General features: G+C 75.3%; 11 protein-coding genes. 1 reads left to right on the top strand and 10 read right to left on the bottom strand.

What is annotated here, in order from left to right:
- Positions 1-87: 87 nt before the first annotated feature.
- The 8 genes from ACZ6AA_RS16160 to ACZ6AA_RS16195 all read right to left on the bottom strand — a co-directional run bounded on the left by ACZ6AA_RS16160 (position 88) and on the right by ACZ6AA_RS16195 (position 13,724).
- On the bottom strand, positions 88-828 hold the full coding sequence (locus ACZ6AA_RS16160; protein ID WP_471458521.1) for an FG-GAP repeat domain-containing protein: 741 nt from the start codon (positions 826-828) through the stop codon (positions 88-90).
- A 179-nt stretch (positions 829-1,007) separates the two neighbouring features.
- Positions 1,008-3,767: an ABC transporter permease gene (locus tag ACZ6AA_RS16165; protein WP_471458523.1), complete on the bottom strand. Its 2,760-nt coding sequence runs from the start codon at positions 3,765-3,767 to the stop codon at positions 1,008-1,010.
- On the bottom strand, positions 3,764-4,624 hold the full coding sequence (locus tag ACZ6AA_RS16170) for an ABC transporter ATP-binding protein (protein ID WP_471458525.1): 861 nt from the start codon (positions 4,622-4,624) through the stop codon (positions 3,764-3,766). Before ACZ6AA_RS16170 ends, ACZ6AA_RS16165 begins: the two co-directional genes overlap by 4 nt.
- Before the next feature lie 147 nt (positions 4,625-4,771).
- Positions 4,772-5,653 (bottom strand): NAD(P)-dependent oxidoreductase, encoded by an 882-nt coding sequence (locus tag ACZ6AA_RS16175; protein WP_468450052.1) that lies wholly within the window; start codon positions 5,651-5,653, stop codon positions 4,772-4,774.
- A gap of 98 nt (positions 5,654-5,751) precedes the next feature.
- A complete protein-coding gene (galE, locus tag ACZ6AA_RS16180; RefSeq protein WP_471458527.1) occupies positions 5,752-6,747 on the bottom strand; it encodes a UDP-glucose 4-epimerase GalE in 996 nt (331 codons plus the stop codon).
- Between the two features lie 90 nt (positions 6,748-6,837).
- Positions 6,838-8,475: a glycosyltransferase family 2 protein gene (locus tag ACZ6AA_RS16185; RefSeq protein ID WP_468450252.1), complete on the bottom strand. Its 1,638-nt coding sequence runs from the start codon at positions 8,473-8,475 to the stop codon at positions 6,838-6,840.
- Between the two features lie 57 nt (positions 8,476-8,532).
- Positions 8,533-10,170 carry a hypothetical protein gene (locus ACZ6AA_RS16190; protein WP_471458529.1) on the bottom strand — a complete coding sequence of 546 codons (1,638 nt, stop codon included), beginning with the start codon at positions 10,168-10,170 and terminating at the stop codon, positions 8,533-8,535.
- Positions 10,167-13,724: a bifunctional glycosyltransferase/CDP-glycerol:glycerophosphate glycerophosphotransferase gene (locus ACZ6AA_RS16195; RefSeq protein WP_471458531.1), complete on the bottom strand. Its 3,558-nt coding sequence runs from the start codon at positions 13,722-13,724 to the stop codon at positions 10,167-10,169. Before ACZ6AA_RS16195 ends, ACZ6AA_RS16190 begins: the two co-directional genes overlap by 4 nt.
- A 146-nt stretch (positions 13,725-13,870) precedes the next feature.
- On the opposite strand from ACZ6AA_RS16195, the gene ACZ6AA_RS16200 reads away from it, so the two are divergent.
- Positions 13,871-15,988, top strand: a complete 2,118-nt coding sequence (locus tag ACZ6AA_RS16200; protein WP_471458533.1) for a bifunctional glycosyltransferase/CDP-glycerol:glycerophosphate glycerophosphotransferase — start codon at positions 13,871-13,873, stop codon at positions 15,986-15,988.
- Between the two features lie 43 nt (positions 15,989-16,031).
- On the opposite strand, the gene ACZ6AA_RS16205 is transcribed toward ACZ6AA_RS16200, so the two are convergent.
- The gene (locus tag ACZ6AA_RS16205; protein ID WP_471458535.1) at positions 16,032-18,929 is read right to left on the bottom strand and encodes a stealth conserved region 3 domain-containing protein; all 2,898 of its coding nucleotides are present in this window, start codon (positions 18,927-18,929) and stop codon (positions 16,032-16,034) included.
- 46 nt (positions 18,930-18,975) lie between these two features.
- Positions 18,976-20,115, bottom strand: a complete 1,140-nt coding sequence (locus ACZ6AA_RS16210) for a hypothetical protein (protein WP_468482839.1) — start codon at positions 20,113-20,115, stop codon at positions 18,976-18,978.
- Between the last annotated feature and the right edge of the window lie 4 nt (positions 20,116-20,119).

A 20,119-nucleotide genomic window follows, 5' to 3' on the forward strand; every position in this document is an offset into this window, starting at 1 on the left:
GGCCCGGTCCGGGCCCACCCGACGGTTCGGCGCACCCGCGGCTTGTAGCTGGTGGGGGTGCCGCCGCGACCGGTGCTCAGGACGTGGTCAGGAGCACGCCTTGTAGAAGTGCTTCCACCCGCTGGTGGGCATGGTCGGCGGCTCGGCCGGGGTGCCGGTCTTGCCGTACCGCTGCTGCAGGTCGTAGTCGTACTTGCCCGGTCCCGTGCCCGGCTTCGAGAGGCGCACGGACCGCTCCCACACGCCGTCACCGGCGTTGTTGAGGACCGCGAGGTCCGGGTACGCGTCGCCTCCGTAGTTGGCGATCCGGAGCTGCTTGGCCTCGCCCTGGGTGCCGATGTCGAGCTTGCGGGCGGAGGCGGAGCCCAGGTCGGCGCGCTTGAGCGGGCCGGGGCGGAACTGGGCGACGCGCGCCTTGTTGGGGTCGTCGATGCCGGACGGCTTGACGATGTTGACGACCATGTCGAGGGTGCCGTCGTTCTGGAAGTCGGCGACCGCGGCGGTCGTGACCTCTCCGGACCTCGTGCCGAGCAGCTTGCTGACGGTGTGCTTGGTGCCGAACGAGCCGCTCGCGGTGCCCCACTGGACCGTCATCTTGAGGCCGGTGTGCCCGGGGTTGACGATCTTGTCCGGGCGGCCGTCGCCGTCGAGATCGCCGACCAGCGTCGTGGCGCCCGCCAGACACGGGGCCGCCGCGGCCGCCTTGTCGGACCGGTCCGCGCCGCCCGAAGCCGAGGACTCGGCCGCGCTTGCCTGGAAGCCGGCGACGGTCAGGGTCAGGGCCGCAGCCGCGACCGGCGCGGCGATCAGCCGTGAGCGCTTAAGCATGTACGAACTCCTCATGTCGTTGCGGTGAAGCCGTCGAGCTCCACTGGCACCAGCGTGCGGGGTGATCCATGCAAATCGCCAATAAAACCGGGCAGCTTGGGACACTGGAACGCAAAATCGGTCTTTGGCCAGGGGATATGTGTGCCGCCTGGAACGCCGGGGTGGAACGCCCCGCCCCCTCAGCCCGTCGGATAGCGCCCCCGCAGCACCCGCCACAGCGGCGGCACCGTCCCCGCCAGGGTCGTCGCCGCGACCACCGTCACGATCAGGACCACCTGGGTCGCCGGGAGGTGGGGCAGCGCGCCCGTGAAGGCGAGGCTGAACGCGAGGAGCGGGACGAGGGCCGCCGCGGCGCCCACGGTCAGGCCCGTGAGAGCGATCGCCGCCGCCTCCGCGTGGAGCATACGGCGCAGTTGGGCGCGGGCCGCTCCCGCCCGGCGCAGGAGGGTGAGTTCGGGGCGGCGGCCCACCCCGATCAGGGTGAGGGTGCTCAGGACGGCCACGACCGTGAAGGCCCCGATCGCCCCGACCGCCGTCGTGTTGACCACCTCGCCCAGGGCCTGGTCCTCCGGCTCGACGTGCGCGGCGGCCCGCACGGCCTCCGCGCCCCGGTCCACCCGCGCCCCCGGCACGGCCGCGCGTACCTTCTGGGCCGCCTCCGCCCCGCCGTCCGTCGCGACGAGCACCCGGGCCGCACCGGCGCCGGACGCGTGCCGCAGGACCTCGTCCCGGGAGAGCAGGAAGTCCCCCGCGCCCAGGCCGCGTTCGTACACCGCGACCACCCGCAGCCGCCCCTCGGCACCGTCGCCGAAGCGCAGCGTCACCGTCGAGCCCGGCTTCGCGTCGAGGGAGCGGGCCCGGTCCGAGGAGAGGGCGACCGTGCCGGGGCGCAGACCGCCCAGGCCGCCCTCGCGGACGTCCGGGTCCAGGGTGCGGGTCAGCCGCTGCGGCGTGACGCCGAGCACCGGTACCCGTTCCAGCACCGGCGACCCCGCCTCCTTGCGGGCGAGGACGACCGTGCTGTGGACCACCTCGGTCGCCGCGGCCACCCCGGGCGCCGAGCGGATCCGGTCGAGGGCGCCGGACGGCAGGCCGCCGTCCGCCCGCACCACCAGGTCCGCCCGGGCCACCTCCCGCGCCTGCGCCCGCGCCTCGTGCGAGAGCGTCGCGCCCGCCGCGAGCTGGACCACGGAGAACGCGGTGACCAGCACGATCGGGGTGATCGCCGCGCCGAGACGGGCCGCGGACGCCGTGCAGTTGGCGGCGGCGAGCCCCCCGCCGGGGCCGCCGAAGCGGCGCATGGGGGCGCCGAGCACCCGCATCGCGCCCGTCGCGATCCAGGGGCCGAGCACCGCGCACGCGATGACCAGCGACACGGCGGCCGTGCTCGTCGCCGCCGCGGCGGCCTGACCGTGCTGCGTCACCGCCGTCCCCGCGGCCGTGACGCCGACCCCGAGCAGGACCAGGCCGGTGATGCGGCGGGGCCTCCCGGGCGGCGACTCGCGCAGCGCCTCCGCCGGACGCACCTTCGCCGCGCGGGAGACGGCGAACAGGGCGGACAGCCGGGCGACGAGGACCGTCACGGCGGCGGTCACGAGGGGAGCCGCCAACAGCCAGGGCGGCAGGGGGAGTCGCAGGCCGTCGGGCAGCGCGCCGCGCGCGTCCAGGAGCGCCCGCAGGCCGAGAAACGCCGGTACGGCGAGGACCGCGCCCACCGCCGCGGCGGCCACCGCGACCCGGCCCACCTCGCGGCCCACCGCGCCCCGCAGCTGCCGGGGCGTCGCGCCCACGGCCCGCAACAGGCCCAGCTCGTGGCCGCGTTGCCGCAGTGCCTGCACGATCGTCGACGCCACCACGAGGACGGCGATCATGACCATGGTCCCGGCGACCGCGCCGAGGATCTCGATCATCGTCGCGCGGGCGGGCGCCGCCGCCAGGTGCTCGGCGGTGCCCCTGCCGTCCCCGGTGAGCACCCGCAGCCCGGCGGAGTCCCCGTCGGCCCGGTCCCCGGCAACGCGCAGCTCCGCCTTGTCCACCGCGTCCCGCACCCGCCCGTACAGCTCGCCCGCGCTCACGCCGGGCCCGGCCACGACGCCGATCGCGTCGACCGTGCCCGCGTGCCCGGCCAGGTCACGGGCCCGCCCGGCGGTGAAGTACACGGCGGCGCGCGGCCCGTCGGCGACGCCCACCACGCGGTACGCGGCGTCCGCCCCGCCGGCGCGGAGCGCCACCCGCTCGCCGGTACGGGCCCGGCCCGCGCCCACGACGACCTCGTCCGGCCGCTGCGGCGCCCGGCCGTCCCGCAGCGCGAACGGCGCCAGCCGGGCCGCGTCCCAGGGCCGACCGGTCACCGACTCGCCCTTGAGCCCCACCGGGAACAGCCGGTCGGCGACGGCCGCCTCGACGCCGGGGACCGCGCGGACCACACCGAGCGCACCCTCGGGCACCCGCACCCGCTCGGTCAGCCCCGTGGTCTTCGTCTCCGGCTCCGACCCCCACGGCTTCGCGGTGTACCGGGTGTTCTGATCCCCGGCGACCACGAGGTCCGCCGCCGCGTACCGCTCCACCGGCGCGCGCCCGACCGCCGCCGACGCCACCGCCAACGCGAAGGTCCCGAGCAGCGCGGAGGTCAGCACGAGCGCGGCGAAGACAGCGGCCCAGGCCTTGCGGTGGGTGCGGGCGGCGCGGGCGGCGAGGAGGGCGGTGACCTTGGGCGTGGGCGTGGGCGTAGGCGTGGACTTGGGCTTCCGCCTGGACGTGGACATGGGTGTGGGCGCGGGTGTGGCGGCGGGTGTGGATGTGGACTTGGCGTCGGGCGTGGACCTGGCGTCCGGCGTGGACCTGTGTCCGGACGCGGACGCAGGCCAGGACTCCGGCGTGGACGTCGGCCAGGACTCCGGCGCGGACCCCGACCCCGCCCAGGACTTGGGCGTGCTCACGCCGCCACCGTCCCGCGTCCCAGCTGTCGCATCACCGCGTGCACCCGTTCCGCGTCCGGGCGGTGCAGGGTGGCCACCACGCGGCCCTGGGCCAGGAACACCGCCTCGTCGCACCACGCCGCCGCGGTCGGGTCGTGGGTCACCATGACGACCGTGTGGCCGTCCTGGTCCACGGCCTGGCGCAGCAGGGCGAGGACGTCGTGGGCGGTCGCCGGGTCGAGGGCGCCGGTCGGTTCGTCGGCGAAGACCACAGCCGGGTCGGTGACCAGGGCGCGGGCTATCGCGACGCGTTGCTGCTGGCCGCCGGAGAGTTCGGTGGGGCGGTCGTCGGCCCGGTCGCCGAGGCCGACTGAGGCGAGGGCCACGGCCGCGCGCCGGGCCGTCGCCTCGTCGGTGCCGTCGGCGCCGCCCAGCATCAGGGGCAGCGCCACGTTCTCCGCGACGCTCAGCGACGGCACGAGATTGTGCGCCTGGAAGACGAAGCCGATCCGCTCCCGGCGCAGCCGCGTCAGGGCGGCCTCCTTCAGGGAGCCGAGCTCGACGCCCTCCACGCGCACGTGCCCGGACGTCGGCCGGTCGAGCCCCGCCGCGCACTGGAGCAGCGTCGACTTCCCGGACCCCGAGGGCCCCATGACGGCGACGAACCGGCCGCGCCCCACGGCCAGATCGGTCGGGTGCAGCGCGACGACGGCGCCACCGCGATACGTACGGGAGACCCCGTCGAGGGCGAGGGCGGCATCGCTGGGCGCGTGGCCGCCGTTGGGCGCGAAGCCGTCACCGCCGGGCGCGAAGCCGTTCCCTCCGGCCCCCGCCCGCCCCGTCCGCGCCAACCGCTCCGGACCGCGCCGCCTGAACATTCCGTACGCCCTCTCGGTGACCGTCGCGGCACGCGCCGCCCGTCACCGAGAACGCTAGGAATCGGGGCCCCTCGGGCACGAGAGGGCGAGCCCCCGAGGTGGGGGTGCAGCCTGCTACACCCCCGGTCCCCGAGGCCCCGGCGGGCCCTACGCGGGCTTGCGCAACACCTCCACCAGGGCGCTGATGCTCTGGTCCGCGCGGCCCTGCGCGACGGCACGGTCCAGGAGCGCGTGCATCGGCTCCAGCCAGCGGGTGTCGAGTCCGGCCCCGGCCGCGACCTCGCGCTCGTCGGCGCTGCCCGCGTGGAAGATGCCGATGGACGACTGGGGGTCGTCGTAGGCGCCGCGGTCGATCTCCGCCGCGAAGTGCGGCAGCAGGGAGATGATCATCTCCAGCCACTTCGCGGTGTACGGCACCAGCGTGCTCGCCTCCAGGCCCCGCGCCGTGACCAGCGCCGCGCCCTGGAAGAAGCCGAGCAGCGCGGGCAGCAGCGTGCCGCCGACCGCCGACTCGTACAGCGCCGCGAGGTCCGGCTCGGTGCCCAGGTGCACGGTGTCGCCGCCGATGACCCGCAGCGTGGCCTCGTACTCCTCGAAGAGGGCGCGGTCGCCGCAGTAGTAGTGCAGGGTGTCGGCCGCGCCCACGGCCGCGGGGACGTTCTTGATCGCGCCGTCCAGGAACCGCGCGCCGTGCCCGGTGGCCCACTCGGCCATCGCGCGGGCGCCGGAGGGGATACCGGAGTTGACGGTGACGAGGGTGCGTCCGGCGAGCGCGGCGGTGGCCGGTTCGAGGGCGGCGAAGGTGGCGTCGTACGTCGTCAGGCAGGCGATCGTCAGGGGGCTCGCGGCGATGGCGTCGCGGATGTCGGGGGCGTGCGTCGCGCCCCGCTCGACGAGGGGCGCGGCCTTCTCGGGGCTGCGGTTCCAGACCGTCGTCGGGTGCCCGGCCGCGACGTACGCCGAGGCGAGCGCCGCTCCCATGGCACCGAGTCCGACGACGGTCACGGGCGTGCGGGCATGCTCGGGCATGGTGCTCCAATGCTGGGGTGGGGTGGGCGATGCGGCCTCGCACCCCAGCCTGGATTCCGCCGTACGGATCCTCAAGTACCTACTATTTGGTGCGGTACTTACCGTTCGGTGCGTGCCTCGGGGTGCAGCCGCGTCCACCCGGCCCACGCCGACTCCACCATCTCGCGCACGTCCCGCTTGGCCGACCAGCCCAGCTCGGCGGTGACGCGGTCGGCGGCGGCGACCACCCGCGCCGGGTCGCCCGCGCGCCGCCCGGTGACCGTCGCCGGGATGTCGTACCCGGTGACGTCCGCGATCAGGTCGACCATCTCGCGCACCGAAACCCCCTCGCCACGGCCGACGTTGAGGGTCAGGTCGGTGGCCTCGGGCGCCCCCGCGAGGCGCCGGGCGGCGGCCACATGGGCCTCGGCGAGGTCCGTGACGTGGATGTAGTCGCGCACGCAGGTGCCGTCCGGCGTGGCGTAGTCGGCGCCGAAGATCCGGGGGGCCGCGCCCGCGGTGAGCTTCTCGAAGACCATCGGGACGAGGTTGAACACGCCGGTGTCGGCGAGCTCCGGGCTCGCCGCGCCCGCCACGTTGAAGTACCGCAGGCAGGCCGTGCGCAGGCCCGTCGCGCGGCCCACCGCGCGGGTCAGCCACTCGCCCGCGAGCTTCGTCTCGCCGTACGGACTCATCGGCGCGCAGGGCGTGTCCTCGGTGACCAGGGCGTCCTTTCCGATATCCGGCATGCCGTACACGGCGGCCGACGAGGAGAGGACGAAGGACGGCACCCGGGCGTCCGCGACCGCGTCCAGGAGGACCCTGAGGCCTTCCACGTTCTCCCGGTAGTAGCGCAGGGGCTGTTCGACCGACTCGCCGACCTGCTTCTTCGCCGCCAGGTGTACGACACCCGTGACCGCGTGGTCCCGCAGGGCGCCCGCGACCCGCTCCGCGTCGAGGGTCGAGCCGACGACGAGCGGCACGCCCTCGGGCACGCGCTCGGCGAGGCCCGACGACAGGTCGTCGTAGACCACCGTCCGCTCGCCCGCCTCCGTCATGGCACGCACGACGTGCCCACCGATGTATCCGGCGCCGCCGGTGATCAGCCAGGTCATGGTCAGCTCGTCCCGTCGTGTCGTGTTGGCCCGGGATGTACCCCGGACATCCCGGACGTGCAGTGTCGCAGAGCCCGGATACGGGTCGCGTCAGCGCCCGTCCGTTCCGTTCCCCCGCCCGCCCGGCATCCGTCGCACGAACCGCGCCAGCCGTCGCCGCGCCACCGCCACCACCCCGCGGAGCCCCGGCGCGAGCCGCACCGACAGGTTCCCGGCCTGCGTCGCGTACGGCTGGACGAGGAGCACGCCGTGCCGCCCGCCCGGCACCACCGTGCGGCGCAGCAGGCCGGGCCCGGCCACCGCGCGCGCCGTGGTCTCGCGCGCCGTGCCGTCGCCGAACAGCAGCCGCACGCGCAGGTCCCACACGTCGCCGTCGAGCGCCGCGAGGTCCACCCGCACGTCGGCCACCCACGTCCGGCCCGGCTCCTCGGCCGTGAACGCCGCCGACCGCCGCACGCCGGGCCGCCCGCCGCCCCGGCGCGTCAGCTCCACGTCGACCACCCCCGGGCCCGCCGCCGCGACCCGGCCGTACAGCTCGTGCAGGCGCAGCCGCAGCACGCTCGCGCCCCGGCGCGGGCGCAGCTCGGCGTCCACCGCGAGCGGCAGCAGGCGCAGCGGCCGGGCGAGGAGGTGCTCCAGGGTGACCTGGGGCAGGTCCGCCGACCAGACGGGCGTGTCGTCGGCGGCGCGCGCGTAGGGCGGGGCGAGCCGGGCCGGGCGGGCCGCGACCTGCTTGAGGCGGTCCAGGTCCCGCGGCTCGGCGGCGGCGAGGACGACCCGGGCGATGACGCGGCCGGGGGCGGGGGCGGCCGCGAGGTCGGCCTCGTCGAACTCGGTGAGGTAGGCGCGGGTGAGCGCCCACCACTCGCGCTGGTACTCCGGGCCGCGCTGGGGCAGCTCCCGGGTGTACATGCGCAGGCCGTGGTCGAGGAACTGGGCGCGGGCGGCCCGCGCGAGCACCTTGTCGCCGTCGGCGGCGCCGCGCAGGATGTCCACGGCCTGGCGGTGCGCCGTGATCCGGGCCCGCCAGTTCTCGATGCCCGCGCGGTCCAGCGAGATCGACAGCTTGGCGGCGGTGCGCCGCACGTGCCACACGTACACGGTGTCGGGGACGAGGGCGATGCGCGGGGCCGCGGCGAGGACCCGGGCGCCGAAGACGAAGTCCTCGTAGATGAAGCGGCCTTCGGGGAAGCGGGCGGCGTGCTCCCGCAGGAAGTCCGTGCGGTAGAGCTTGTTGACGCACAGCGTGTCGTGGACGAGGCGCGGGCGCAGCTCGGGGCGGGTCACGAGCGCGGCCTTGCGGTACAGCTCGGGCTGCCAGGGCACTTCGCGCCCCGACGGCAGCTCGCGCCGCACGCACAGGCCCGACGCGACGTCCGCGCCGTGCCGCAGCGCCGCGGCGAGGAGTGCCCGCGCGCCGCCCGGCGCCAGCACGTCGTCGCTGTCGAGGAACATCAGGTACGGCAGGGTCGCCGCGTCGACGCCGTCGTTGCGCGGGGCGCCGCAGCCGCCGCTGTTGACGGCGCGCCGCACGACCCGCACCCGCCGGTCGGCGGCGGCCAGTTCCGCGAGGACGGCGGGGGTGTCGTCCGTCGAGCAGTCGTCGACCGCGATCACCTCGCCCACCACGGGGCCCTGGGCGAGCGCGGAGCGCACCGCGTCGGCGATGTGCGGGGCGTCGTCGAAGCCGATCACGACGACGGTGATCTGGGGCTCTTGAGGCGAGATGGGGTCCACAGGGGGAATTTTAGGGCTTAGTGGAAATTATCCGATTAGGGGGCTTCATCACGGAGTGCCGGATCGGGCGTCGGCAGGTCTGCCACCGCTCACGCGCGCGAGGATCTCGCCGGTCTGCGCGCTCCACGACACCACCACCGCCTCCGGCGGCAGCGGCTGCTCCGGGGCCACCAGGACCCAGCGCACGTGGTGGCGCCGGACGACGGCGGCGCGTTCGGCGGCCGAGGTGGCCGGGTCGAGGTAGGCGCGCACCTCGCCCAGGCGCTCGTTGCGCGCGGACTCCGCGAGCGACGCGTCCGGCCAGGCGGGCGCGACCAGGTTGACGCCGAACGCCGGGATCGAGCGCATGGGTCGGTAGCCGTCGGTCAGGACGACGTCGCCGCGCTTCATGTGCGCCGCCGCCCAGGCGTAGCTCGGCCAGCGCGGCGGCTGGTCGAAGCCGATCGGGTCGAGGGTGCGGGGCACGACGGCGCCCGCCTGGATCTGGACGAAGCCGACGAGCGCGCCGAGCGCGGTGGCCCCGGCGAGGGCGGCCCGCCGGTTGCCCCAGGTGCGGGGCGCGGTCAGCTCGATGGCGAGGGCGAACTGGAGCGGGACGAGGGTGAGCCCGAGGATCCTGCCGTACGTGTAGTGGCCGCTGAGCCAGCCGTAGCCGACGACCGCGCAGTCCAGGGCGAACATCAGGACCAGCGGGTCCGTGCGGTCGCGCCGCCAGCGCAGGAACAGGGCGGGCAGCCCGAGGGCGGCGAGCCAGAAGCGCTGCGGCATGTCGGTGTAGAGCTGGCGGTGGATCCAGTCGACGCTCGCGTCCCCGACCAGCGCGAGCGGGTTGAAGTACGGCCAGGTGGTGGCCACCGCGAGCGCCGTGAGCCCGGTGAGCGCCCACCGCAGCGGCGACCGCAGGCGCGGCAGCGCGAACGCCGTCACGCCGATCACCGCCGCCACCGAAGTGATCGGATGGATCAGGAGGATCAGTCCGCACAGGGAGCCCAGACCCGCGTACGCCCACCAGCTCCTGGGCGGCGCCCCCGCCAGCGCACCCGCCCACGCCCAGGCCCAGAACATCAGCGCGATGCCGAACGTCGACGGATAGCCGAGGTTGCCCGTCATCGACATCAGGCCCAGATAGCCGCTCCACCACGCCATCCGCGTGCCCCAGAGCAGGACCATCGCGAACAGGGCGAGGACGGGCGCCCAGGGCCGGGGGGTGAGGACGCGCACGAAGCGGGCGATGCCGGTGAGCAGGACAAGGAGGTTCAGCGGCCCGGAGAGCTTGACGACCTGCCAGCCCGCGAGCCCGGTGGCCTTGGCGAACAGCGCCTGGGCGACGGCGTACGGCGAGTAGTACGCGCTGCCGTCGCCCGGCAGGTCGGCCATCGGGTGCCGGGGGTGCAGCAGGTCGTCCTTGAGGCGTTCGACGACGGCCGCGTGCTGGCCGAAGTCGCAGCAGATCGGCACCCGCCAGTACGCGAGCGACATCACCAGCCAGAACAGCCCGCCGAGGACGAGGTAGGGGCTCGGGTGCCAGCGGATGCCGAACCCGGTGGCGGTCGCGCCGAGCCGGGCGCGGTGCCGCCGCCACGTCGTGACCGGGGCGGCCCCCGGGCCCGTCGCCGTCGTCGTACCCGAAGCGCTCGAAGCGCTCGAAGCGGCCGTCGTCGTGTCCGAAGCGCCCGCCGCCCTCATCGCATCAGCCTGTCCGCGACGCGCTCCGCCGCCCTGCCGTCGTCGAGGTCGCAGTAGGCCTCGCGGAACGCCGCGTACGCCTTGCGGTGCCGGGCACAGACGGAGTCGAGGTCGCGCAGGGCGTCGACGACCTCGCCGGTGGAGGCGAGCAGCGGGCCGGGCGCGCGGGTCTCGAAGTCGAGGTAGAAGCCGCGCACGGTGTCGCGATAGTGCTCCAGGTCGTAGGCGTGGAAGAGCATCGGGCGGCCGGTGTGCGCGAAGTCGAACATCAGGGACGAGTAGTCGGTGATCAACACGTCGGCGACCAGGAGGAGTTCGGCGGTCCGCGGATGGCCGGTGACGTCGCGGACGAAGGGGGCGCGGGCGCCCGGGAGCCGCCCGGAGGTCAGCGGGTGCTTGCGCACGAGCAGCACGTGGTCCTCGCCGAGGACGTCCTCGGCGGCGCGCAGGTCGAGGGCCGGGTCGTAGCGGAAGCGGCCGGGGCCGAAGCCGAGGTGGTCGCGGTAGGTCGGGGCGTACAGGACGATCCGCTTGTCCGGGCTCAGGCCCAGTTCGCGCCGGACGCGTTCGGTGACCTTGTGGCGATCGTCGGCGAACAGCACGTCGTTGCGCGGCGATCCGGCTTCCAGGACCTCGCCGTCGTAGGTGAGGGCGCGGCCCAGGTGCGGGGTGGCGAAGCCGCTGGGGGAGACCAGGACGTTCCACTGCGCGGCGAGCCGGGGCAGCCGGTCGAGGTGGCCGTGGTCGGCGTACAGGGTGTCCGTGAGGTCGGCGCCGATGCGCTTGAGGGGCGTGCCGTGCCAGGTCTGGACGACCGTCTGGCCCTCCCGACGCGCGAAGAAGTCCGGCAGATGGCCCGCGGTGACGATACGACGGCAGCGCGCGAGCGCCCCGTACCACTCGGCGCTGTGCTCCTCCACGCCGCGCGCGCCCGCGGGGACCCGCGTCTGCTGGTCGTGCGTCACCCACAGGTGCTCGACGTCGGCGCCGCGCCGCACCAGCTCCTCGTGGACGGCGCGCGGCGAGTCGCCGTCGAAGTACAGGACGGCGTCGCGCAGGCTCTTGACGCGCTCTCTCGGATAGTGCTCCGTGCGCAACTGGTGGCGCCGGTACGCGCCGCGCTCGGTGGGCGCGAGCACCGAGCCGGCGTCGATCAGAAGCCGGTCGCCGAAGCGCCGGTCGGCGCTGAACTCCCGCCCCTGGACCACCTGGTGGTCCGGCATCCCGGCCCCCACCGACGTGAGCACCCGCACCGGCACCCCCGCTCCGCCGTGCCCGACCTCCCGCAGGAACGCGTACCACCGCCCCTCCCGCAGCACCCCGCCCCCGGGCGCGACGCGGGCCCGGAACCGACCGTCGGCCAGCTCCACCGGCACGGTCACCTCGTCGTCGCGGCCGCTGTGCCGCAGCACCAGCTCGGCCGACGGCCAGCTCGCCGCCGCGGCCGTGCCCTCGACGGCGAGGGTGCCGTCGTCGGCCCAGTCGACGCGGTCGGCGACGGGGCGCCGGGTGAGCTCGACGACGAGGCCGCCGCGGTCGTCGGCGGTGGCGCACAGCTCCCGGCCGGGGCGCGTGGCGTAGCGGCCCGGGGGCAGGTCGAGGGCGGCCGCGAGGGGTGTGGTGGTGCCGTCGGCCAGTTCGAGGACGGCCGTCCAGCGGTCGCCGTGCGGCGGCTCGACCTGGGCGGGCGCGCGGTGCGGTGCGGGCGGCACGTCCTCCAGGTCGGTGAGGCGAACACGGGCCTCGAAGCGGTCGTCCACGAGGGCGACGGGGTAGCTGAAGGCGGTGCCCTCGCGGGTCAGGCGCAGGGCCTTGGGGCGGGCGGCGCTCGCGGGGGCGGTGGTGAGGGTGCCGGTGAGGATCACGTCGCCGCCGTCCGCGCGATGGCCGTCCACCCGCGCCGCGTACTCCTGGACGCGCAGCACGAGCCGTCCCTTGCTGAAGCCGAGGACCAGGCGGAGCCCGTCGCCGAGGTCGCTGGTCAGCGACTGGGTGCGGGGGCCGTCCGCCGCGCGCACGGCGGCCCTGCGCACGGTGCCGTGGCCCGCGACGACCACGCCGAGCAGCCAGTTCCCCGGCCGCCACCGGCCACCGGCCTTGAGCTGCTCGGGGTCGACGGTCATCTCGAAGCCCGACAGGTCGTAGCAGTGCAGCCGCTGCCCGGAGCGCTCGGTGGCCTCGGGCGCGGGCACGGTCCGCGTCGGCACCCGCTTGAACCGGCCCCTGCTGTGCGCCGACTTGAGCAGCCCCGCCTTCACCGACTGCCCCGGCCGCGCCGCCTCCAGGTTGCGCACATAGGCGTGGCCGCGGATCCGCAGCCGCCCCCGCTCGTCCCAGCCGGCCTCGTCGAGCCGGGCCACGGCGGGCAGTTCGCTCTGGTCGAGGCGGGTCAGGTCGCGCGGGAGCCGGTCGACGCCCGGGTAGGCCGCGTACCGGCGCACCGAGCCGCGCACCGCGAACGCCCCCTTGCCGCCCCGCCGTTCACGGTCGAGCAGCTCGATCAGCTCGCCCGTGCGCCGCTCGCGTACGAGATGCCACTTCACCCGCAGGTCCACGGGAAGCCGCCGCAGGATCGCCGGGTCGGCGGTGCGCAGGAACTCGGCGGTGTCCGCGAGGAACGCCGCCCGGTACTCGGGCCCGCCCATCGGCAGCCCCTCCAGGAAGTACACGAAGTCGTCGCGCAGACAGGACACGTCGTACGTGGACTTCAGCTCCGGCGCGTGCTCGCCGAGGAAGGCGCTGACGTGCGCGCAGGCCGCGATGCGGTCGCGCACGCCCTTGACGTCGGTGCGCCGCCGCGTGATCGAGCCCTCGCGCACCCGCCAGTAGTAGACGTGGTCGCTGAGCACGTCCACGGACGAGGCGAGGAAGTGCGCCGGGATCATCACCGGGGTGTCCTCGTACAGCCTGCCCTCGGGGAAGAGGAAGCCGTGCCGGTCCCAGAAGGAGCGCCGGAAGACCTTGTTCCAGGCGACCCGGTCGGCGAGCAGCGCCAGATCGCGGGAGATGTGGGTGCGGGTGCGCGGGGCGGTGAGCCACTGGTACTGCCAGGCCTGGGAGCGGCCGCGCTCGGTCAGGCGCCACACGTTGCCGCTGGCGAAGTCGGAGCCGCTGGCGTCCAGGCTCGCGATCATGCGGGCGTACGCGTCGTGCGGCACGATGTCGTCGCTGTCCACGAACGTCAGGTACTCGGCGGTCGGACTCGCGTGCCGCACACCGGTGTTGCGGGCCGCGCTCAGGCCCGCGTTCGGCTGGCGCACGTACACGAAGCGCGGGTCGCGGGCGGCGAAGGCGCGGGCGATGCGGGGGCTTGCGTCGGTGGAGCCGTCGTCGACGAGGACGACTTCGAGGCCACCGGCTCCGCCGCCCCCGGTATCGCCTCCGTCCCGTCCGGTCCCTCCGGCGCCGTCGGCCCCTCCGGTCCCTCCATCAAGGGTCTGGCGGGCGATCGACTCCAGGCACTCCTCCAGGAACTCCTCGACGTTGTAGATGGGCACGACGACGCTGAGTCGGGGCTGCACGGCGAGCGGCCTTTCGTAGAAGTCGGCTGGCATTACGACCCAGTACGGGCGTATTCACACCTTTTTCCCGCCGCGATCAACTTCTTTGCCGCCGCTCACCCCAACGAGGTTCGCGATCACCCCATCGAGTGAGGCGAGGTCTTCGACAGAGCGTGTACGCGTGACTACCGTCGGTGTCCATGCCGCGCTTCTCAGTCGTCGTGCCCGCCCACCGCGTCCAGGGCTACCTGCGGGAATGCCTGGAGTCCGTCCTCGACCAGTCCTACGAAGACCTCGAACTCCTCGTCGTCGACGACGCGTCGCCGGACGCCTGCGCCGCGATCGCGGCGGAGTATGCGCAGCGCGATCCGCGCGCGCAACTCGTCCGGCTCACCCGACGCCAGGGCACCGGACCCGCCCGCGACGCCGGGGCGGCCCGCGCCACCGGCGACTGGCTGCTGTTCCTCGACGGCGACGACGTGCTCCTGCCGGGCGCCCTCGCGGCCCTCGACCGCGCGATCACGCGGGCCGAGGGCGACGCCGGGGCCGGGGGCGCGCCGGGCGCTCCGGGCCTGGACGTGCTGCTCTTCGCGCACGACCGCACCGACTGGTGGGAGACCGTGCGCAGACCGGCGGGCGAGGACGTCACCGGCGACCCCCTCGCCGTCACCGTCGCCGCCTGGAACCGCGTCTTCCGGCGCTCCTTCTGGACCGCGCGCGGCCTCGCCTTCTCCCGGGGCGCCTACGAGGACGTGGTGCCCGTGCACCGGGCGACACTGGCCGCGGGCGACCGCGTCGGCGCGCTCGACCGGGTGTGCGTGCGCTGGCGGGAGCGGCGCGGCGGCAGCTTCGCGAAGTCGCCGGGGCGGGAGCACTTCGCGGTGATCGGGCGGTACGAGGAGCTGTTCACGGACGGCGCCGGGGCCACCGACCGCCTCTTCCTGCGCGCCGTCGACCACCTCCTGGCCGTCCTCGACGACCCGGGCCGGATCGCGCCGGGCGACCGCTCCGCGTACTTCCGGGCCGCGGCGGGCATGCTGCGCGCCCACCGCCCCGCCGAGCGCCCGCCCTTGACGGAGCGTCAGCAGGCCCTGGTCTTCGGCTCGTACGCGTCCTACCGGGCGCTGTCCCGAGCGGGCGGCCGCATGAAGACCGTCCGTTCGGCGCTCGCCCGCCGCAAGAAGTCCGTCCGCGCCCGCGCCATGCGCGTCAGCTACCACACCGACCTGCGCCGCTCCCTCGACCCGAACCTCGCCGTCTACGGCGCCTACTGGAATCGCGGCGTCAGCTGCAACCCGGCCGCGATCCACGCCAAGGCCCGCGAACTCGCCCCCCACATCCGGGGCGTGTGGGTGGTGTCCAGTCGCCACAAGCACCGCGTGCCGCCCGGCGTCGAGTACGTCATCGAGGGCTCGCGGCGCTACTGGCGTGCGATGGCCCGCGCCACGTACCTCGTCAACAACTCCTCCTTCCCCGGCGGCTTCACCAAGCGCCCCGGCCAGGTCTACCTCCAGACCCACCACGGCACCCCCCTGAAGAAGATGGGCCTCGACCAGCGCCGCTACCCCGCGGGCACGCACGGCATCAGCTTCCAGAAGGTCCTCGACCACACCGACCAGTGGGACTACAGCCTGTCCGCCAACCCGCACTCCACGGAGGTGTGGGAGCGCGTCTACCCGGCCGCGTATCAGGCCCTGGAAGCGGGCTATCCGCGCAACGACGTGTACTTCACGACCGGCCCCGACGCCATCGCCCGGATCCGCGCCGACCTCGGCGTGCGCCCGGACCAGCGGGCCCTCCTCTACGCGCCCACGCACCGCGACTACCAGAAGGGCTTCCTGCCCCGCCTCGACCTGGAGCGGTTCGCGACGGCGCTCGGCCCCTCCTGGGTCGTCCTCGTCCGCGCCCACTACTTCTACGGCGCCGACGCGGGCCTCGCCGCCCACCCCGGCCTGCTCGACGTCACCGGCCACGCGCGCGTGGAGGACCTGTGCCTGGCGGCCGACGCCCTGGTCACGGACTACTCGTCGCTGATGTTCGACTACGCCTGCCTGGACCGCCCCATCGTCAGCTACGCCCCCGACTGGCAGGCCTACCGCCTCGCCCGCGGCACCTACTTCGACCTCCTCTCGGGCCGCCCCGGCGAGACCCCCGGCGCCCTCGCGACGACCGAGGACGAGCTGACCGTGCTGTTCCGGGACGGCGGCTGGGACACGGACGCGACGACGCTGCTGCGGAAGGCGTTCCGGGAGCGCTTCTGCCCCTACGACGACGGGGGCGCCGCCGAGCGGGTGGTGCGGCGGGTGTTCCTGTCCTGAGGGCGTGCCGCTGCCCGGGCGGTGGCCCGGGCAGCGGTGGCGCTCAGACCGCGGCGCGCTCGTACGGCGAGCGCACCGGGAAGTACGCCGTCAGGAACGACCGCACGGCGAGCGCCATCTCCTCGTCGGACATGCCGCTGTCGGGCGACTCCCCGATGCAGAACGCCGTCTTGTTCCGCGACTGCAGGAGCTGCCCGAGCCGGGCGTGGTCGGCGCGGCTGCCGATGTCCACGAAGTCGTACGACACGGAGCCCGGCACGGCGCGGCCCGTCAGGTACGCGTAGTGCTGGTGCAGGGACGAGACCAGGGAGTGGTCGGTGGTGCCGCGGAAGCGGGCGCGGGAGGTGGCCGCCAGCTCGTCCGCGTACCGCTCGCCGAGTTCTTCGAGGACGCTGCGGCGCAGCGCGTACGGCACGTGCAGGAAGCAGTGCGTCGCCGTGCGGCCGAAGTCGCGGCGCAGCAGCTCGCGGTTGTTCTTCGCCGCCGCCAGATAGCCCTCGTCCGCCGCGTCCACCGGCAGCGCGGGCACGGACGCCGACGACCAGAAGAACTTGGGCAGGCCGGAGCCGAGGAAGAAGGTGCCGGGGGTCGTCGGGCGGCCCAGGAACATGTCGTCGTTGAAGTAGAGGAAGTGCTCCGCCAGGCCTTCGATCCGGTGCAACTGGGTCTCGATGGCGTGGGAGTTGAAGGTCGGCAGGGCGGCGGGGTCGGCGAACAGGTCGCGGTGGTCGACCACGGTGAGGCCCGGGTGGTCGCGGTCGAGCCAGTCCGGGACCTGCCCGGCGGTGACGAGGTACACGTGCCGCACCCACGGGGCGTACATCGCCAGGGAGCGCAGGGAGTAGCGCAGCTCGTCGCGGTTGCGGAAGCGGACCGTGCCGCTGTCCGCCGAGGCGTCGGCGGCGTCGGCGGTGCCGCCGAGCGCGGCCGTGCGGGCGGCGCGCCAGTCGGGGTCGGAGTCGTCGACCCAGGTGTAGACGGCGTCGACGGGGAAGTCGGCGTCGTTCATGAGGCGTTCGGTGAAGACGTCGAGGGTCGGGTAGTCGCGCGCGCCGACACGCAGGCGGGCGGTGGGGGCGAGGGAGGGCAGCTCGGCCCCGGCGAGGGTGCTGCCGAAGGGGGCGCGGCGCCAGGACGGGTCGGGCTCGGGGGGAGCGGTGGGGTCGGCCGGGGCGCCGGGGGAGCCGGGCGCGGCGGTGGCCCCGGGGCCCTGGACGCGGGGCCAGAACGCCACCGTGCACGCCTGCTGCACCCCGTGGCGCAGCGACAGCGTCGTCGTGGTCACCGGCCGGAACACCTTGACGCCCGCCAACTCGCCGATGCCGTCGAGCCGTTCGGCGAGGACCGCGCCGGGCGCCGCGTCCCGCGGATTGACCAGCTCGGCGTAGACCGGCTCCCCGTGCAGCGCCTCCGCGAGTGCCTTCAGGGCGCGGTCGCGGTCGTCCTCGTCCACGGCCAGGGTGTGGGCCGTGCCGCCGGTGCGCACCAGGACGTAGGGGACCTGGCGTGCTTCCAGGGCGGTCGCGGTGACGTCGAGGTTCCACTCGGCCATGCGCGGCGCGAGCACGTCGTCCCTGCACTCCGCGAGGCGGCCCACCGAGCGGATCACCCGGCCCTCGGGGGCGGCGGCGATGATCTCGTCCTCGCGGGCCCGCTCGTCGGCGGACGCGTCCGCGTTGAAGGTGTGCGGCGCCGTCGGACGGAAGCCGCAGCCGCCCGACGCCACGCCGAGCGCCACCCGGTCCGCGCGCCCGGTGAGCCGCTCGGGCCGGTCCCGCCCCGCCACGAGCCGCGTGTACAACTCCTCCCACAGCGCCGTCACCCCGGCCGACGAGAACCGCTCGTACACCCCCTCCCTCGCCGCCCGCGCACAGCCGCGCCGCAGCTGGTCGTCGGACATCAACTCATCCATCGCGGCGGCGAGTTCACCGATCTCGCCGGGCGGTACGAGCAGCCCGTCCACCCGGTGCCTGACGATCTCCGCCGGCCCCGTGAGCACGTCGTACGTCACCACGGGCACCCCGGCCGCGAGCGCTTCGAGGAGCACCAGCGGGAACGCCTCGTTGTGGCCCGCCGTCATCAGGGACAGGCCCGCCTTCGCCCACTCGGACGCCATGTCCTGGCAGGGGCCGAGGAGTTCCACCCGGTCCTGGAGCCCGAAGGCGTCCACGAGGCGACGCAGGCTCTGCTCGCGGTGGCCGCCGCCGAAGATCCGCAGGCTCCACTCCGGGTGCGCCTCCGCGACCCGCGCGAACGCCCGCACGGCGTGGTCGACGCGCTTCTCGCCGGTGAGGCGCGCCGCCATCACGATGACCTTGCTCTCGCCGTCGGCGCGCGGCCGGAACCCGTCGGGCACCGCGTTGGGGATCACGGCCAGCTCCGGCGCGGTCGCGCCCAGGGACTCCGCGATCCAGTCCCGGGTCCGCCCGGTCAGCGTCACCAGGGCGTCCAGGCGCGGCGCGTGCAGCAGCAGCGGCTCGCCCGAGGGGCCCCGGCGCTGGGTGGGGCGGTGCTCCTGGTGGACGGTCACCACGCGCGGCGGTACGAGGCCGACGGCGGCGGCGAGCAGCGCGGGCGTCGTCGTCACCAGGACGTCCGTGTCGAGGGTGCTGAGGGCCGCCGTCAGCTCCACGTCCGACAGGCGGTCGAACGCCGACTCCCAGGCGGGCCTGATCAGTTCGCTCGGCAGCGCGGCCAGCGTCCGGCACGCCGCCTCGTCGAGCCGGGAGCCGCGCACCGGCCGCTCCGGCGTCACCGTACGGTCCACCAGATAGCGCACGGGCAGCTGCCGCGCCTCGGGGAAGAACGGCTCGGGGCGGGTGCGGAACACGGAGACGACCTCGACGTCGTGCCGCTCGGCGAGGTGCAGCGCCTGGGTGTACGTGGCCAGCTCGGTGCCGCCCATCTCGTCGCCCCAGCCGAGCAGATAGGTGATCTTCAAGGGGTCTCCTCAGCGGGTCTCACACGGGGGTGGCGGTTCGGGCGCTTCACGAGGTCTCCTTCGTGATGTCCAGGCAGGTCACGGCGAAGGCGCCGGACGCGGTCAGATGCGGGTGCGCGCGCACCAGGCGGCCGCCGGGCAGCGCGACCAGACGGAACGGCGTGGGGAACGCCGACGGCAGATCCCGTACGTCGGTCAGGCGCCGCCCGAGGCCGAGCTCGCCGACGCGGAAGTCCCACACCCACTGGCCGGGCCCGGCCCCCGCCATCGCGCCGAGCGGCAGCGCGAAGCTGAACCGGTCCCCGTCCCAGGCGAGTTCGACGGGGGCGACGAGGCCGTCGCGGCGCCGCACGGCCCGCGCGGCCCACCGCGCCCGGTCCCGCTCCCGGGGCCCGGCGACCACGCGCCCGTACACCGTGATCCCGTCCCCGCGCGGCACGAACCGCACCAGCTCCGCCCGCGGCCGCGACCGTGTGACCTGCACCGCGGCCCGCCCGCCTCGGCAGCGCACGACCCGGATCAGGGTGCCCGTGCGGGGGTTGGGCGCGTGCGGCGCGGTGGGGCCGGGCGGCGGGGCGCCGCCGTCGGCGAGGGCGAGCCCGCGACGGCGTACGCGGCCGTCGGCGCCGCTCGTCGCGACGGCGAGCCGCCAGACGCCCTCGCTCAGAAGGGGGGCGGCGGTGCCCTGAGGGCGGGCCGTCGCGGAGGCGGCGTCCAGCGCGTCCCGCAGGGTCACCGTCGCCGTCAGGAGCGGGCCGCCGTCGGTGTCCCGTTCGACGGCGAGCGGGACGCGGAAGCGGCGGTGGCCCCGGGTGATGAGGAGTTCGGCGGCGCGCAGGTCCGGCTCGGGCGCGGCGAGCGCGAGGTTGAGGGTGCGGCTGTCGCGCAGGGAGAGGTGCGCGGGCGGGGGGAGGAGGGCGTCCGGCCCGGTGCCGCGCCCGGCGGTGGCGCGCTCCAGACGGAAGCGGGCGGTGCGGGCGAGGGTGGTGAGGCGGTGGGGGCGGAGGGGGCGCGGGGCGCGGGGTGTGCGGGGCGTGCGGGCGGCTCGGGCCGCGGGGCTGGCGGTGCTTGCCGGGGCTGGCGGGGCCGGGGTGGTCGCCGGGGGCGTGGGGGCCGCCTGGGTTGCCGGGGTCGCCGGGGGCGTGGGAGCCGCCGAGGTCGCCGGGGTCGTGGGGTGGTGTTGCATTGCC

It is taken from the genome of Streptomyces sp. NPDC040610 (assembly GCF_055594065.1).

Excerpts from the sequence above, each read along its gene's own strand:
- ACZ6AA_RS16200 (WP_471458533.1), top strand. The coding sequence starts at position 13,871 with ATGCCGCGCTTCTCAGTCGTCGTGCCCGCCCACCGCGTCCAGGGCTAC.
- ACZ6AA_RS16190 (WP_471458529.1), bottom strand. The coding sequence starts at position 10,170 with ATGAGGGCGGCGGGCGCTTCGGACACGACGACGGCCGCTTCGAGCGCT.
- ACZ6AA_RS16170 (WP_471458525.1), bottom strand. The coding sequence starts at position 4,624 with ATGTTCAGGCGGCGCGGTCCGGAGCGGTTGGCGCGGACGGGGCGGGCG.
- ACZ6AA_RS16175 (WP_468450052.1), bottom strand. The coding sequence starts at position 5,653 with ATGCCCGAGCATGCCCGCACGCCCGTGACCGTCGTCGGACTCGGTGCC.
- ACZ6AA_RS16210 (WP_468482839.1), bottom strand. The coding sequence starts at position 20,115 with ATGCAACACCACCCCACGACCCCGGCGACCTCGGCGGCTCCCACGCCC.
- ACZ6AA_RS16195 (WP_471458531.1), bottom strand. The coding sequence starts at position 13,724 with ATGCCAGCCGACTTCTACGAAAGGCCGCTCGCCGTGCAGCCCCGACTC.
- ACZ6AA_RS16160 (WP_471458521.1), bottom strand. The coding sequence starts at position 828 with ATGCTTAAGCGCTCACGGCTGATCGCCGCGCCGGTCGCGGCTGCGGCC.
- galE (WP_471458527.1), bottom strand. The coding sequence starts at position 6,747 with ATGACCTGGCTGATCACCGGCGGCGCCGGATACATCGGTGGGCACGTC.